Consider the following 15,900-nt stretch of genomic DNA (forward strand, 5'->3'; position numbering starts at 1 on the left):
CCTATTTAAAAATATGATCAATTTCGTTGATTTCTTCTTCTGTCAGGTGGACATCTAATGTTTTTAAATTATCCAGTACTTGCTCTGCTCTTTGTGCTCCTGGAATGACAACATCAATTGAATCATGTGTTAGATACCAAGAAAGGACTATATGAGCAACTTCAGCATTTTTTTTATTTGCAATTTTACGGAGCTGCTCTACCTTCTCTAGATTTTTTTTAAATGTATCGCCCTGGAAGTGAGGCATATCTTTGCGTAGATCATTGAATGTCGTATCCTTATTGTACTTACCGGCAAGCAAGCCTGATGCTAGTGGAAAGTATGGAATAAACGAGATATCATTCTCTGTCGTATATGGAAAGAATTCTTGTTCCGCTTCACGCTGCAGCAAATTGTAGTGTCCCTGTAATACATCGACATAACCATCCTTATTTGCTTCTTTCAATTGTTCAAGTGAGAAGTTGGAAACGCCAATTGCTCGAATCTTACCTTCGTCCTTTAGCTGTTTTAAGACTCCAACCGCCTCATCTTTTGGTGTATCCTGATCTGGAGCATGAATATAAAATAAATCTATGTAATCTGTTTGTAGCCTTTTCAAACTATCTTCGACGGCTTGTTTTAAATAGGCAGGCGAATTATCCATGGTAACTTTATTGCCGACAAGTGTAAGGCCACCTTTTGTTGCAAGGATGAGTTCATGACGCCCTCCTGCTGCACTTATCACTTCACCTATTAGCTCCTCTGAACGTCCTGTTCCATAAAAAAACGCTGTATCTAAAAAATTCACTCCATGGTTGAGCGCAGCCCGCACCAAATCTTTTCCTATTTCTTCATTTAAATGAGGATAAATATTGTGGCCACCTACAGCGCTTGTTCCAAGTCCGATTGGATTGACAACTAAATCTGTTTTACCAAGTCGTGTTTGTTTCGTCATTCTCTTCAACTTCCTCTCATTTTTAAGCTTGGGTAGTATTTACATCATAATTCATTACGTTACGTAAGGTTCAAGCACAAAATGGGTTTTTTGAATATTTGCATAAATTGATGTTTCACTAAAAATGCTCTTTGTTTTATTATTGTTACGATCAAAATCAACGTGCAAGTTTCCCAAGACATGATAAAAAAATATGATGATATTTCCAAGACAAGGGGTGAATGCATGACACTTGTTCGTTTGGCTACGTTTGAGGATGTACCGCAACTTGTTCAAATGCGTTGGGACTTCTCAGAAGAGGATTATACGAATCATACAGTGACATTTGAGGAATTTCACCAGGATTGTAGTGGATTCTTGGAAAAAGCGATCAAAAGCGGAGATTGGTATATTTGGATTGCAGAAGTTGATGGAAGTCTTGTCTCGCATATGTATCTGCAATTAATACATAAAGTTCCCAGGCCAGGGAAAACCCCAGATCCATATTACGGCTATGTTACCAATGTTTACACTCGCCCTGCCTTTAGAAACCAAGGTATCGGATCAAAAATTCATCGTGCAATGGAAAAATGGTCAAAAGAGAATGAAGTCGAGTTTCTTATACTTTGGCCAAGTAGCGACAGCGTACAGTTTTATTCAAGAAATGGCTTTTCTCGATGTGAAGAAGCCATGGAAAAGCACTGGGATTGAGCAGGTATTTGATTACTGCATTAAACTTCAATAGTTCCACAGTCCGAACATAAAGGCAGCCTTCACGAAGTGCTGCCGTTTTATCAACGGGCTGGTTAGTTGAAGAAGATTGAATTTTAATACATTTTTAAGTAAATATGTTTAAGGATGTGAAGAGATGAAAAAAAATATATTTATGCTACTCCTTACTCTTATACTTTCGGGTTGTCTTGGAATGGAAAATGGAAAAACAGAAGCATCGATTGACGAAGTAGAGGCAATCACAATTGATAAAGGGACTATAACAATTGGCAAAACTGAAAATGAACTGATATTGAATGAAGAAGGATATGAAGCAATACCTCTGTTAGAAGATGCTAAACAACTACCGTCTATTGTAGCAAGCCCTAACGAAACAGCTACTATTCATATTGACAATGATCCAAACGTTTCGGTTTATCTTTGGGATAAGAATGTACCATTAAAATTAAATAGTTTCTCAATTCCATATGAAACGGGGCTTTATGTTTACAATATCGAAGCCAAATGGCCAACGAAAAAAGCAAATTTTATTGCTGTAATTAAAGTTCCGTATGAATTTAAGCGAGTTCAACGTGAAAAGGAACCTGATGATCCAAATGCATGGATTTCGTCGCCGAATGGTGAAAAACAAGTGATGATTGAAGGGCTTGGAGAATTTGAAGCGAATGGAACAATTGTATTGAAAGAGTTTGCCAGTAATACAATCGAGAATATTGATTTTAATCATGGTTTTCAATGGACAGCTAAGAAAATTGCATGGTATGACAATGATTCGGTTTTAACGACGATTGGGTTTGTGCATGGTACGGTAACTCGTGGAGGTAATCTCTATCACCTCAATTTAACAACACTTGAGCTCACTCCGATTCTGGAGCTCCCTGTTAAGGAAGAAGTAGCAGATTTTTCAATAGAAGGTAATCTACTAACCTATGAAGTACACGTTTATGAAGATGACGACATGATCAAAGGGTATATGGAAACTCGAACTTTGGAACGATCAACGATAGAAGAAAAAGTAAGTAGAAAAAATTGAAAGAGTTAGTTTAGACAGAAAAAAGGTTTTGCTGGTCTGGCCCGGACTGAGCACATTAGCAATTCTTGAGAGACCGGGCCTGCTTATGGATGATTATTGGGGGGAGTTCGTGATCGACTGAATCTTAAGCTGACCGAGACCAAAGCTTTCGGCTCCGGCGTCGTGGTGCTCCGCTACACGCCCGTTCGTTAACTGCTTGGTTGATCACCAAGGCTTTTGCGCTGCAGGTATGGCTAGCTAACGAGGAACATTAGTTCAACAAGACAGCGGCAGTCTATGACTCTATTTTCTCATTAAGGCCCTAACGGACAGATTACGCTCGTTGACCCCAAGTATGGTAAGAAAAATGCACCCTCGCGAGGTGCTTAAGCTGACACTGGGGTAAAGCATGCGTGCCGAATGGAATGATTTCGGTCAATGTAAGTGTAAGGCTATCACAACAATAGCTCCATGGCTGCGCGTTCTTTATCCGCAATCTCGAGCAACAGCTTAGACGCATTCACGAGCTCTTGGTGCTCACCTGTTCTTCCTGCATGGTCGATTGAAGCAGAGACGCTAACCCACATTGGAGCGATTTCTGTAAACATACAGTGGGCTTGTTCGATTCTCGGGTCCTCCAGCCGATCAGCACATTCTCTCAAATAATCCCTATACAGATTCCGAAATAAAGCGCCACCGGTTCCTGCCCGCTCCATTAGCGTCGCGGTAAGACATAAATCATGTTCAAAATTGTTGCTGCGAGAAGGCCACTTCAAGATTTCATTGCTCATTTTAACAATGCCTTTATTGCCAATATTCCGAATAGTCGGGTTCAGATAGTCATGCGCATTCATGGTCAAGGATTCGCGTATAGCAGAAACAAGCGGAAGCAATGCGTCGTTTGGCTCGATCGTAAAGGAACGATTCCGGGAGCTCATGGGTCCCTTCGCATTTCTGGCAGCGGCCAAGCTTGTCAAACGCGTCTTCACAAGTCCACCCTGTTGTCTGGTGTCCGCCATGTAGGCGTATTCGTCATCTATACCGTAAAGTACCGCATAGTGACCGGCGAAGTGCACTTTGTTCTTAAAATAATCCAAGTAATAGGCATCTAATTTAAGCCCAACCGGAATGCCGTGTTCGATGCTGCTTCGGACGTTCTGCCACGCCTTATTGACGGACGAGGTTTCTTGATATCTGACGTTCAAGCCGAGGCGTTCGGCGAGATAAGCGGTCAGTTTATCCGGTTTTACCCTTCCTCCGATGAAGGGGAAGTCCATTCCCTTCGAATCCCAGTATATGAATCCAAGCCCTTGCCCGAGTCCGAACAACATCGGCTCAGACAGGCGGACTCCCGCATATTGCATTAAATTGCCCATGGCGGTTGTTTCGCAATGGTCGCCTTGATAAGGAATGAAACCTTCAATAAATTTGGCCATGTCTAGTTTCCTCCTCCAATAATTCATGTATTAACCGGCTAACGAACGCTTGCTCGCTCTCGATTAAGCTGAATGGATGCAAGAACAACGCCCTTACGTTCAGCGGCAAGCTAGCTCCGCCTTGTGATTCGTACTTCTGTCTTATTTTTATCGAGGCTTGTCCAAGAAAATCCAGTCGTTTCCGTAAAGCAATGACGGCCTCCTCCTTCCCGATATGGGGCAAAGCGGCCAAACCGAGATCGAAGCGGTTGTCACGTTCCCGTGTAGACGACAGACTATCGAGAATTTCATTTTTCAGCTTGCGTATACCCACTTCGGTGAGGGCAAACCGGGTCGGCGTTGGCCCCTTGCCGGATTTATCGTCAGATGTCTCAGGTGAGATCCATCCTTTATCGCTAAGTTTCTTCAATCCTGCATATATCGAAGTTGTACCGATATTCGCCCATTCTTTATAACTTCGCTGCTCGACTAACTTCATAATATCGTATCCGGAAGCTTGATTATGTTCCGCGATCATTTGCAGGAGCATGAATTCGACATTCGATAATGTACGCATAGAGAGACTCCTTATCTTGAATATTTCATATATGAAATATAACATAGGTGTAATAAAAATACGATCACCGAATCTGCTAGAAAACTACAGCTTGAGAATGTTCAAATCAGGAACAGACGAACTACCGAGTGTACGGGTCTTGAGGCGGCACTTGAGATCGCGGCATCGACCGATCATGCCGATCTTTTTTTGTACCTAGGTGATCAACACTACCTTAACAATTGATAAGGCAAAGGGAAATTGTATGTTATGCTGTAGATAGTTTCGCGGGCTTGTGTCGAAATTCCTTGAAGAAATGTTTCAAATAAGGTAACCAGCATGGCAATATCGTTATAATCGGGCACGCGTGGGATGATGTAATCCCTCGATAAACCAGTGGTATAATAAAAATTGTGCAAAAAACCGAATAAAGCCGTGATAAAACGGGGAAGGGATAGATAAAGAACTGGGAAAAATCATATCCATCAATCCTTTCGGCTAAAGTAAATCTATTTCAACAAGGAGTGAACACCATGCAAACAATCAAAGGTAAAGTGGCGTTAATTACAGGAGCAGGACGTGGAATTGGACGTGCAACAGCAGCAGCTTTTGCACGAGAAGGTATTCACGTAGGTCTCGTTGGACGTACGCTTGAAAATTTACAACGAGTAGCAGAGGAACTTAAACAGTATGATGTGAAGGTAGCAATCGCTGCGGCAAATGTATCGGATTTAGACTCTATCACTACAGCGGTTGAATCAATTCGTGGACAACTGGGTGCAATCGATATTTTAGTAAACAATGCCGGCATTTCAAAATTCGGCAACTTCATGGACTTAACGCCTGAAGAATGGACAAATATTATCGATGTCAATGTAAAAGGTGTGTACTACACAACACGTGCGGTATTACCGGAAATGATAGAGCGCAAAACAGGTGACATCATTAATATCTCATCAACAGCTGGTCAAAAAGGTGCACCAGTTACAAGTGCATACTCGGCTTCAAAAGCTGCAGTTATCGGATTAAGTGAGTCATTAATGCTTGAAGTGCGGAAGCAAAATATTCGTGTTACAACATTAACGCCAAGTACGGTTGCAACAGATATGGCTGTTGAACTCAACTTAACAGACGGTAATCCGGATAAAGTGATGCAAGCAGAGGATTTAGCTGACTTAATGGTTGCAGGACTAAAACTTCATCCGCGTGTTTTATTAAAACATGCTGGACTTTGGTCAACCAACCCTTAATAAAAATATTTGAAACATCAAGACGCTATCCTATGTATTTTGGATGGCGTCTTCCTTTTTATAGAATAAAAAAGCTCTAATGGGGGTGCAACCAACTGAACAGATTAAACTAAGCTATCATGAGATATCACTTTCTCTTCAAATATGGGTTCGATAGAGGAACAAGCACAAATAGAGGCTGCCGGTATTAACACCGGCAGCCTTCGCTAAACTAATGGACAGTAACCTTTCGATACGCAAGAACTATACCTACCAATTTATGGGTATGCATTTTACACTTATTTGGACATCGTTTTCGTATAAAATTGCCATTAAAGAACTTTGTAACGGCACGGGAAATAAGGGGGAGCATTATATGTACGAATTGCAACAGGAGGCTTTTTATAAAGTAAAACCACTACTTGACGGTGGTTATCTACATCCAGAAATTCTTTCAATTATCGAAGGTAATAATCCTGGTTGGATATTTGCTGATCAAAGTGCACAACCAAGGAGCGCTTTAGTATGGAGTAAAGGCATTCAAGGCTTTTATCTAATTGGTGACCATACCAATCAAGAATTTATCAATACGTTGGATGGTTTTATTTCCAGTAGCATTGCACCGCGGATGAGAGAGCTTAGTTTGGACCATTTTGAAGTTTCAGGTCACCACAATAATTGGGATATGGAATCAATTTTCGCCTCTAGGAACCTTCATCAATTTGAACAAATGGTATTCAAGTTATTTCATAAGCCTTTTGTGTCAAGCGCTAAGGGGTTAAAAATAATCAATCTAAAATTAGATGAATGGGAGAATCAAGAGTTAATTAATTTAGAATTTTTGAAAGAGCATATTCATCTATTTTGGTCAACGAAAGATGACTTTTTGCAAAGGGGATACGGCTTTGCTGCAGTGGAAGGATTGGAAATCATTGGTCTGAGTTATTCTAGTTTTGTTACAGAGGACACGCATGCAATCGGAATTGAAACCCTCCCTCATTATCAGAATAAGGGAGTAGGAACTCATCTAGCAACTTTACTAGTGGAGGATATACTTACAAATAGCTTTACTCCTTACTGGGATTGTTCATTGGATAATAAAGCGTCAAAAAAATTGGCACAACGACTGGGATTCCAGCAGGTTCATCAATACAAGTGCAATAGCTTTTCAGTATAAGCCAGGTAACTGATAAGGGGGCTTAATAAAATAGTGAGAGTGCACTGTCCTTGTTGCGGCTATTTTACTTTCGGTAGCAAAGAAGAGGCTCTTTTTGAAATCTGTGAAGTATGTTTTTGGCAGTATGACGAAGTGGCTCATGATATGCCTGAAATAAACATCGGCGCAAACCATATATCGTTGAACCAAGCAAGGGAGAATTACAGGGATTTCGGGGCATGTGAGAGAAATTTTAAAGATTCGGTTAGAGAACCGTACAAAGAAGAGTATCCCGAAAATAATTTACCTCGGGAGTAAAAGAGTAACGACTGTGTTGCACTGACGGGTTCGATAGTGGTGCAACCATAAATAGAGGCTGCTGGTGTTAATACCGGCAGCCTTTTGCCAAACTAAAGGGCAGTTTACCTATAAGAATCTTTAGCTTATTTTCTATAGTATGGCCTCTTTGGATAATGAGGCATGTACCCCGTTTATACCATTGACTAGCTGCGTTATACGCAAATCAACAAGAAGGCTTGACAAATTTAACGCCTCTTTACGCTCAAAAGCATACAATTCCTGCATCCAATCAAGCATTCCCTCTAAGGCAATCATCGCTGCTTCATGTACATCTTCATGGAATCCAAAGGTAATTCTCTTTAGGGGAGTTTCTGCTCTTGGGAATGATAAACATTGATCTATGACAGAGAAGGTTAGATCGACTAACTGCATTGGGCATTCGAGAGCTGGACTGGATACCTCTCCATCACCTTGAACAGCATGACCGTCACCAACTGAAAAAAGGCCACCTTCTACTGCTATGGGTAAGTATAAAATACTGCCAGGTACAAGTTCTTTACAATCAATATTCCCTCCACAGAACCGCGGAGGGTAAGTGGAGTGTATCCCTTCCTCATTTGGAGGCATGCCCATAATACCCATAAAGGGCTTGAGCTGTATTTTATGCCCTTTGTTACTAATCCCTAAATGGTTAGAAGAATCTAGCTCCCACATCAAAAAATACTCTGGTCCCTCGTGAAGACCCAATCTTTTGTTAATAGTATTCGGGAATCCACCTCCGCTACTCCAGCCCCAATTGCCGGTCTTAATATCGTTAATATGAATAGCCAAGGTTTTTCCTTCTTTTGCTCCATTAATGTAGATAGGACCGATCAAGGCATGGCCGCTGTCTTGTGGATGATCTCTTTCACAAAATTTCTCTCTTACACCGTCTAATTGAAATGGACCAGTATTCCACCCGGCGTCAATAGTCTCAAAGCGAACGGTGTCACCCGAATTGATTGATAGTATTGGGGTGAACTCCTTTGAAAAAGAACCGTGGAGAGTTGAACGATCTGGGTGAATAAAAAACTCAGCCATATAGACACCTCCTAATTTGTATCCTATATTATTATATAACAGGGTATTTATGGTAAACGCGCTGAGGTTGTGATTACTTTTCGAAATATTGAGCTAACGGGTATCGATAGTGAAATAAGGTGGGCTGCATCCGGCAGTCCTTTTTGCTCCGCGAAAGGGCAGTTTAACGGAGAAGATCAATTGTTATTAAAAGTAAAAAAAGAGGGTGTCGAATATCTGGAAGTCCTTAACGATATGGTTTATTTTGTTTACTTTTGTTTTTTCTCTCCCGAATGATGGGTTTGCATGTTCTTGTGACATTCCTGATACTGCGCAAGAAAGTGTTCAGTTATCAGATCATGCATTTGTTGGTAAGGTTATTAGTATTCAGCAAGAGCGAACGACAGATGCTTTTCATACGAACATCCAGTTTAAAGTGCAAGATGCTTTAAAAAATGTTGATACAGAGGTTCTGACTCTAAAAGATGATCTTGGTTCTTGTGGCATTCAATTTAAAGAGGGATCAACTTATATTGTTTATGCTAACTATGGAACCGACATTGAACAAACTAAGGAATATCTAAAAGCCAGTTCTTGTTTGGGAACGACTAACATATATACAGCAATCTATGATCTTTACGAATTAAAAGCGTGGAAATCATTATCAAAATTAATATCTACGATCATCTTGATAGTCTCTGTAACTCTATTGATAATTGTTGGTGTTAAACAGAGGAGTAAAAAAAGAAAACTGGTGTAGATCATTACTGCACTAACGGGAAACGATAATTGAACAACAACAGCGGCAGTCTAAGACTTTATTTATCAAGTCTTGTTCTGTCGCTGCATTATTTATTGGACCCAGTCTAAAACTTTATTTTCACAGAACACCTTTATTAAATATTCCATGGTTAGCCTACTCTTAATCCGCTGATTGAACCACCGAATGCCGTGGTGCCATACTAGACAATACAAACACGGTAATGATGGCGATGAGTACGCCGAGTACCCCGAACCAGGTAATGGATGCCAAAGAAATACGGTTAACGATCAGCCCACCGATTCCTGCGCCGACAGCCATGGCAAGCTGCATCATGGAACTGTTCAAGCTCAGCATGACGCCCGATGATTCAGGAACAAGCGAAACCAGGTTAAATTGCTGCGCGGGAGCGGATGACCAAGCGGAAAAAGACCAGAGGATCAAAATGGCGAATACAGCAATAACCGACTGTCCGACTAAGGATAGCAAAATTAACGAAATGACGTGAAGCACCATCCCTGATACGAGCGTGTATTTGATGCCCCGTTTATCCGCATTGTAGCCGCCGACTTTCGAGCCAATCAAACTAGCAACGCCGAATACGAAAAGAGCTGCGCTAATCAATGATTCATTTAAATGAGTCACCTCTAACAGAAAAGGAGATAAGTAAGTATAGGCGAGGGAATATCCTCCTAGCCAGAAAAAAGTAATCGCTAAAGCAACCAAAACCTGAGGCTTTTTTAACAGCGCAAATTGTTTGATCAAAGGGACAGGCTTGTCGCCTTGCATGCGGGGTATAACCGCAGCAATGACAAGCATGGCCAGGCCCCCGACAATTGCGATTGCCAGAAATACCGCTTCCCAGCCAAAAGCGGAGGCTACCATTCTGCCGAGCGGGACGCCGATGATGAGCGATGCGGTAATGCCCATGGTGACGTTGGCAATGGCGCTGGCCTGCTTACCTGGCGGAGCGATTTTGGCAGCGATGCTGAGCGAGTTAACTGTGACCACCCCGGCGCCTAACGCCGTAACGATTCTAGCGGCAATGAAGAAACCGAAGCCGGACAATATAAATGTGAGCAGATTTGCGGCAATAAAGAGGCCCAGCGAATAAAGTAGGAGCTTACGTCTGTCCATCTTGGCCGTTAGTGCCATCAAAATAGGCGTGCCGACCGCATAGGCCAGTGAATAAACCGTAATGAGCTGGCCGGCTGCCGCAACGCTTGTTCCCAACGTTTCTGCGATTCGGTCTAATATCCCGGAAATGATGTAATTGGATGTTCCAACTAAAAAGCTGATCAAGGCTAGAACGTATACTTTCTTCATAATTCACTCTCCTGTTTTGTTTCAATGCAACACCTGTTGCTTGAACAACGCGTGTTGTATTTGTATGCTACAATAACAACCGAATGGTAAACAATCATCAATAAGCATAAACCGTTGTATAGACAACACCATTTCTATAATGTCGTTTTACAGGGGAGATCTTAACCATGACAATTAAAAAGAATGAAGCTGACCCTCGCGTGATACGTACACGGCGACTCCTTCAAGACGCTTTTGCTTCATTAATTCAAGAAAAAGACTTTGAATCGATAACCGTTAGGGATATTGCAGAGAGGGCTACTGTTAACAGGGCGACTTTTTATGCGCACTTTGTAGATAAATTTGAAATTCTTGAGGCCAGACTAATGGAATCATTTATGACAATCATAAATCGTAGAATAAGCAGTCACGAAGTATTAAATGAAGAAACAATTCAGAGTATTTTTCTGGGGGTATGCGAATTTCACGAGGGTCTAAGCACTATGTGCAAAAGAAGAAATACATCGCTTGTACCTGTATTCGAAATTCAAATAAAGGGAAAAATTCAAGCGATACTTCTTTCCTTTATAGACAAAGACAAGAGGCTAGCGACTCCAAACGCGCAATTCTTAATAAATACTGCTTCTATCATGTTAAGTTGGGGGATTTATGGGGCGGCTTACGTTTGGAACAATGAGGGGCGTCTAATAAGTGCGGAATCATTCGTTAAACAGACTATGCCCTTAGTGATGAACGGAGCCAAAGAACTGCTGGAATAGGACCTGTCGCTATTGCTCTGCCCTGCCCCAAATCTCATGATCATCCTTCCCGGTATCGTTAGTGGAATACCCAGAGAGCAAGATGCTACCGCAGCTGCTCCTTGTTTTATTGAAATAACGGGCAAGATATTTTAAACACTTAATTCAACATTTTGAAAATCCATTTGGTGATATGTTGAATTTTTTTGAGGAATTAGAAAAGAGAAAAATACTTATGCATATTCACGGTGTTGAATACAGAAAGATTCTTCAGAATGAATAATAATTATCAGGATTTCTGACCTTCAGCCGTATCGTAGAGCGAAAAGAAAGATCCAGGATATCATAGAAAAGAAATAGTAACTGTTTCGATAGAGTAGCTTCGCGCAAATACCAAACTCTCCCTGTAATGTGACGATTTGAATAAAGGCTAGTTTGCATTATGGGCATAAAGATGACTTCTGAATTTCATCAGGGGTCATCTTTTTTATAACAAGGAGTCGTTCTTATGATGAAAACATTTTTATCCATAGGTGATTGTACATTTTTTACTCCAGTGTTCTTGATGAAGGGTAGAACATAAACGTGTTGCTATTTTACGATTTAATAAGATTACATTCCGTATTGTAAAAGAGCAGTCATTCATTTTTCCAATGATAACGTATATGTTTAAGTCATGAAGCAGAAGTACAAATGCGTTTTATTAAAGGAAAACAATAGTAAAAAAACTAGGAAAGGTATTTAATGCGAAAGCCGTTAACAACCGGCTGCCTTTTCTACGCTAACGGGCAGTTTAGCGCAATCTTTATTTGGGAATTATGTGAGGGGGAAATTATCTGATGTGGTAAAATATTACAGATAGATAACAGTAGGGGGGAGAACCGTGAGAGAATCAATTGAGAATTTTAATGATGTGCTTATCATGCTTGACGAATTACTGAAGGAGCAATCTCATTTTAGTTGGTACGCATTTTATTCTGACAGAGTGAGGCAAGTTCCCTTTTTCTTAAATGTTCCTGATGAAAATTTAGTTGAATATTTAGATAACAAAATCTTGCAACCCGGAAAAGCGCTCGACTTGGGGTGCGGCCCTGGACGAAATGCGATTTATCTCGCAAAGCAAGGCTGGGAAGTCGATGCAGTAGATATTTCCCCCGAAGCAATTAAATGGGCACGAGAACGTGCTGACGAAGTAAATATTAAAGTCAAATTTATTCTAAATGACTTATTTGAATTAGATATCAAAGAATCAGCATACGATTTGGTTTATGATTCAGGTTGTTTTCATTATGTACCACCACATCGAAGAATGACCTACCTAGAAATATTGAACCATGCGTTAAAGCCAAATGGTGCCTTTGCCATTACTTGTTTTAAAGTTGGTGGAAAAGTCGGTGGCTCTGACTTGTCCGACTGGGAGGTTTATAGACAGAAGACTCTTAAGGGCGGTTTGGGTTATACAAACGATAGATTATCGTGTAATTTCGGTGAGTACAGCGTCATTGAACTTCGTGATATGCTTGATATTGAACAACCAAATTCAGTTTTCGGTACCTCAGGGTTATTGACAGGTCTGTTTAAAAAAATGATTCGTTGCGCTAACGGGTTCGATAGTGGAACAAGCACAAATAGAGGCTGCCAGTATTAACAACGGTAGCCTTCGCTAAACTAACGGGCAGGATGATGTAGCAACTTGTAGAATTCTACTTTTATAAGAAAAGCGGTAGAATACTAACTCGTCTACTGAAAGGAAGCGTGAAGATGAAAGGAAATTTGTTCGAGGAACACTATAGTTAGCTTGAAAACAGGATTACAGAGGCATTTTTGAAGGTGTTGAAACATGCTACTCCTGATCTAATCGATGCATTTCTTAAGTTTATACATATTAAAGGCACATTTAGTGATTATATTATCGAATTTCAGACAACAAGCGATATCCAGTTAAGTACAGATGTCGCAGTATTGGTTGGGATTGCAGAGTCGACAGTGGTTGTTGAGAGAGGTCAGCAAGAGGTAGCTGATGACAATGAGGATGAAGAGAGGGAGGGTATACCTGACGGGTTCCTTTATGCTCGTAACGGCTCCCTGTCCGTCCTGTTTGAGATGAAGCGTGGTGGAGGGAAGTTGTACCGCCCACAATTGGAGGCTCATAAGAAGAAGTTTCTGGGAGTTTATTCGGGGGGTGTAAGAGAAGAGCTTGTCACTTGGAAATCTGTTTTAGGTTTCTTTACCGAGCAGAGAAAGAAGTATGATGATATACATCGGAACGCATTGTTGCTGGACTCTTTTTTAGAGTTTTGCAAGATATATATGGTGGGTGAGAATACAACTGAGGTTCCTTATGACAGGCATCTTGCACTTTTTAGCGGAAGAACCTTTGAGGTAGTAAATACCTTAAGCAATTATGCATTGTCTCTAATGAATGGGGTAACCCCGCATGTTTCTTTTGCTCTAGAGTATAAGTATCCTGCAGACGCCTTTCCATTTTTTGCGATATGCCACAAAACGAAAAGGGTGATTTTCAAGCCAAAGGGACCTTATGGTTTACATATTGATCTTTTGGTCGCGAAATTATTCGGCAGAAATATGCAGACACGTCATGATAACATGGCGAATGAATCTTTTGTTCATGTAGATTGGATTCAAACAGATGATCAGATCAATTTTTTAAAAGAAATGATCGTATATTCCTTTAACTGTAAGTATCAAAATATTAATCCCATGCCCTCCGAGTTCATAAGGAAATATGATATTACGAAAGCCGATTACGAAAACAGCAGGTTAGGCAGAGAAGAGCAATCATTTTTCCATAAAGGAAGATATCAGCGAAAAGTGGAGAGTGAGCGGGAAAAAATATTGTCCGTACTCGACTGAATCCGAATCGGCGGTGGTTAATATTCAACTTCGGGGAACGGTTGGATCTGTTAGATGATGTGTTGGAGTTGCATTAAAGTAACGGGTTCGTTAGTTGAATACAATAGCGGCAGTCTAAGACTTTTATTATCAAGGTCTTAAACTACCGCTTTTTCTTTTATAGGAACAGTCTAAAACATTATTATCATCAGACATCCGGGCGCTTACTTTTTTTGTTCAAGCGAAAATCTTCGCCGTTCCGTGTCACAGAATCTTTGGCTCGGTCGTTATAAGTATGTTGGATAAAACAACAGGCTTCATTTATATCTATTCGCCCAGCAGATACGGGCTAAAATCCAGGAGGAAACTCATGAAAATTGTAGTGATCGGCGGCAGCGGACTTATCGGCAAAGGACTCGTACAGAACCTGAACAATCTCGGTCATGAAGTGGTGGCGGCTTCCCCGTCCCTGGGCGTGAACTCGGTAACGGGCGAAGGGCTGGCTGGGGCGCTGGCCGGTTCGCAAGTCGTCGTCGACGTCACCAACTCTCCTTCGTTCGAAGAGCAAGCGGTGCTGACATTCTTCGAGACGTCGACCAAGAATCTGCTGGCCGAGGCGGCAAACGCGGGCGTGCAGCACTACATTGCCCTGTCGATTGTCGGCACGGACCGGCCGCCCGGAAACGCTTATTTCAACGCCAAGGTCGCCCAAGAGAAGCTGATCCAAGCGTCATCGATTCCTTATACGATCGTCAGAGCGACGCAGTTCTTCGAATTTGCCGGCACTATCGCCTATACGGCGACGGAAGGCCAAACCGTCCGTTTGCCGTCCACCGCCATGCAGCCGATCGCGGCCACAGATGTGAGCGCGGCTTTGTCCGATTACGTGCTGGCGGAGCCTGTGAACGGAATTGTCGACCTGGCCGGACCCGAGAAGATCGGGATGGATGAGTTCGTCCGTCAATCCTTGAAGGCGGCTGGGGATAATCGCGAGGTCGTCACGGACAACGAAGCAGGCTACTTCGGCGGGCAAGTGGACGATAACGCGCTCGTTCCTGCGGACGACAGCAACGCGCGTATTGCGCCGACCCGTTTGGCGGATTGGCTCGCACGCTCCTGATTGCAATATCTGGTAGACATATAGTTTGGAGTAATACTTGTTTTATTGCTACTATTCCGTTTGTCTTTTCCTATCCATATAGTGATGGTCCGAATTCTGGTCCTTTGAATGCATGGGAACTTGTTCGAATAATTGCTTTCGACTCATGGGCATTGTTTTAATAAGTGGACTGGTCTTGTTGATAGCTTCAATCTTGGGGTTAAGGGGAAAGATTTTAAATCAATGAGAGTCATTACGCTAACGGGGTCGATAGCTGAATAAACTAGGCCAATCTAACACTTTATTTTTGTGTTTTGACTGGCCTTTTTGTATTTTATGAGACTGCCTTTTCGCAGAACAGCTGCCATCTGTCCGTTTTGTTGAAGTGGACGAGCCGGAAGGCTAAGACCGGGGCGGGCTGGGATCGACGGAGGTAAAGTGGACGCATTCACCGTTTTTTGTCGACATAGACAGTTTGTGCACTCTTCGGAACAATGAAGAGTCCAAGCGCTTCCTTCTTGCCGCTTATAAGGGACGGAAAGCTTGTAATATGAATAATCGGCATAGGAATCTAACCATTCCTGCAATTGGTTTCGCGATCAAGGTCACATGTAATCTGAAACGAAACATTAAGCATCCTCTCCTCTTCTTCAAGGGGAATAGGGGATATAACACGAATGATGGTCATAGTTTCCACCTAGGAGATTTTCTAGGTTGGTAATACATTCCCCGGAACTATGTAATTCCCTGTCG

At 41.8% G+C, this 15,900-nt stretch carries 15 protein-coding genes; 10 read left to right on the top strand and 5 right to left on the bottom strand.

Annotated features, from left to right (window positions below; genetic code table 11):
- Nucleotide 1: 1 nt before the first annotated feature.
- The gene (locus C3B52_RS02385) at nt 2-934 is read right to left on the bottom strand and encodes an aldo/keto reductase (RefSeq protein ID WP_103104478.1); all 933 of its coding nucleotides are present in this window, start codon (nt 932-934) and stop codon (nt 2-4) included.
- Between the two features lie 225 nt (nt 935-1,159).
- Between C3B52_RS02385 and C3B52_RS02390 the strand changes: the two genes are divergently transcribed.
- Complete coding sequence (locus C3B52_RS02390; protein ID WP_103104479.1) at nt 1,160-1,624, top strand: GNAT family N-acetyltransferase; 465 nt, start codon at nt 1,160-1,162, stop codon at nt 1,622-1,624.
- 157 nt (nt 1,625-1,781) lie between these two features.
- Nucleotides 1,782-2,678 (top strand): DUF4652 domain-containing protein, encoded by an 897-nt coding sequence (locus C3B52_RS02395; RefSeq protein ID WP_103104480.1) that lies wholly within the window; start codon nt 1,782-1,784, stop codon nt 2,676-2,678.
- Nucleotides 2,679-3,112: 434 nt separating this feature from the next.
- Here the strand turns inward: C3B52_RS02395 and C3B52_RS02405 are convergent, their stop codons facing one another.
- Together C3B52_RS02405 and C3B52_RS02410 are read right to left on the bottom strand one after the other, a co-directional pair.
- Nucleotides 3,113-4,093: a BtrH N-terminal domain-containing protein gene (locus C3B52_RS02405; RefSeq protein WP_103104481.1), complete on the bottom strand. Its 981-nt coding sequence runs from the start codon at nt 4,091-4,093 to the stop codon at nt 3,113-3,115.
- Nucleotides 4,077-4,649 (bottom strand): PadR family transcriptional regulator, encoded by a 573-nt coding sequence (locus C3B52_RS02410; RefSeq protein ID WP_103104482.1) that lies wholly within the window; start codon nt 4,647-4,649, stop codon nt 4,077-4,079. The genes C3B52_RS02405 and C3B52_RS02410 overlap by 17 nt, the downstream gene beginning before the upstream one ends.
- Nucleotides 4,650-5,161: 512 nt before the next feature.
- On the opposite strand from C3B52_RS02410, the gene C3B52_RS02415 reads away from it, so the two are divergent.
- The 3 genes from C3B52_RS02415 (at nt 5,162) to C3B52_RS02425 (ending at nt 7,331) form a co-directional block, all read left to right on the top strand.
- On the top strand, nt 5,162-5,878 hold the full coding sequence (locus tag C3B52_RS02415; protein ID WP_103104483.1) for a 3-ketoacyl-ACP reductase: 717 nt from the start codon (nt 5,162-5,164) through the stop codon (nt 5,876-5,878).
- A 355-nt stretch (nt 5,879-6,233) separates the two neighbouring features.
- Complete coding sequence (locus C3B52_RS02420; RefSeq protein ID WP_164684673.1) at nt 6,234-7,034, top strand: GNAT family N-acetyltransferase; 801 nt, start codon at nt 6,234-6,236, stop codon at nt 7,032-7,034.
- 39 nt (nt 7,035-7,073) lie between these two features.
- Nucleotides 7,074-7,331, top strand: a complete 258-nt coding sequence (locus C3B52_RS02425; RefSeq protein ID WP_235615586.1) for a CPCC family cysteine-rich protein — start codon at nt 7,074-7,076, stop codon at nt 7,329-7,331.
- A gap of 132 nt (nt 7,332-7,463) precedes the next feature.
- Here the strand turns inward: C3B52_RS02425 and C3B52_RS02430 are convergent, their stop codons facing one another.
- Nucleotides 7,464-8,393 carry an acetamidase/formamidase family protein gene (locus tag C3B52_RS02430; protein ID WP_103104486.1) on the bottom strand — a complete coding sequence of 310 codons (930 nt, stop codon included), beginning with the start codon at nt 8,391-8,393 and terminating at the stop codon, nt 7,464-7,466.
- A 205-nt stretch (nt 8,394-8,598) separates the two neighbouring features.
- On the opposite strand from C3B52_RS02430, the gene C3B52_RS02435 reads away from it, so the two are divergent.
- Entirely contained in the window at nt 8,599-9,132 is a 534-nt protein-coding gene (locus C3B52_RS02435) for a hypothetical protein (protein WP_103104487.1), read from the top strand.
- A 162-nt stretch (nt 9,133-9,294) separates the two neighbouring features.
- Here C3B52_RS02435 and C3B52_RS02440 read toward each other — a convergent pair whose 3' ends face one another.
- Nucleotides 9,295-10,458 (bottom strand): MFS transporter, encoded by a 1,164-nt coding sequence (locus C3B52_RS02440; RefSeq protein ID WP_103104488.1) that lies wholly within the window; start codon nt 10,456-10,458, stop codon nt 9,295-9,297.
- A gap of 167 nt (nt 10,459-10,625) precedes the next feature.
- Between C3B52_RS02440 and C3B52_RS02445 the strand changes: the two genes are divergently transcribed.
- The 4 genes from C3B52_RS02445 to C3B52_RS02460 all read left to right on the top strand — a co-directional run bounded on the left by C3B52_RS02445 (nt 10,626) and on the right by C3B52_RS02460 (nt 15,168).
- Nucleotides 10,626-11,216 carry a TetR/AcrR family transcriptional regulator gene (locus C3B52_RS02445; RefSeq protein ID WP_103104489.1) on the top strand — a complete coding sequence of 197 codons (591 nt, stop codon included), beginning with the start codon at nt 10,626-10,628 and terminating at the stop codon, nt 11,214-11,216.
- Nucleotides 11,217-12,078: 862 nt separating this feature from the next.
- On the top strand, nt 12,079-12,843 hold the full coding sequence (locus C3B52_RS02450; RefSeq protein ID WP_103104490.1) for a class I SAM-dependent methyltransferase: 765 nt from the start codon (nt 12,079-12,081) through the stop codon (nt 12,841-12,843).
- Between the two features lie 176 nt (nt 12,844-13,019).
- Nucleotides 13,020-14,069, top strand: a complete 1,050-nt coding sequence (locus C3B52_RS02455) for a hypothetical protein (RefSeq protein WP_103104491.1) — start codon at nt 13,020-13,022, stop codon at nt 14,067-14,069.
- A gap of 349 nt (nt 14,070-14,418) precedes the next feature.
- Nucleotides 14,419-15,168: an SDR family oxidoreductase gene (locus C3B52_RS02460; protein WP_103104492.1), complete on the top strand. Its 750-nt coding sequence runs from the start codon at nt 14,419-14,421 to the stop codon at nt 15,166-15,168.
- Nucleotides 15,169-15,900 lie beyond the last annotated feature (732 nt).

The organism is Brevibacillus reuszeri (assembly GCF_002897295.1).
Lineage (GTDB): Bacteria > Bacillota > Bacilli > Brevibacillales > Brevibacillaceae > Brevibacillus > Brevibacillus reuszeri_A.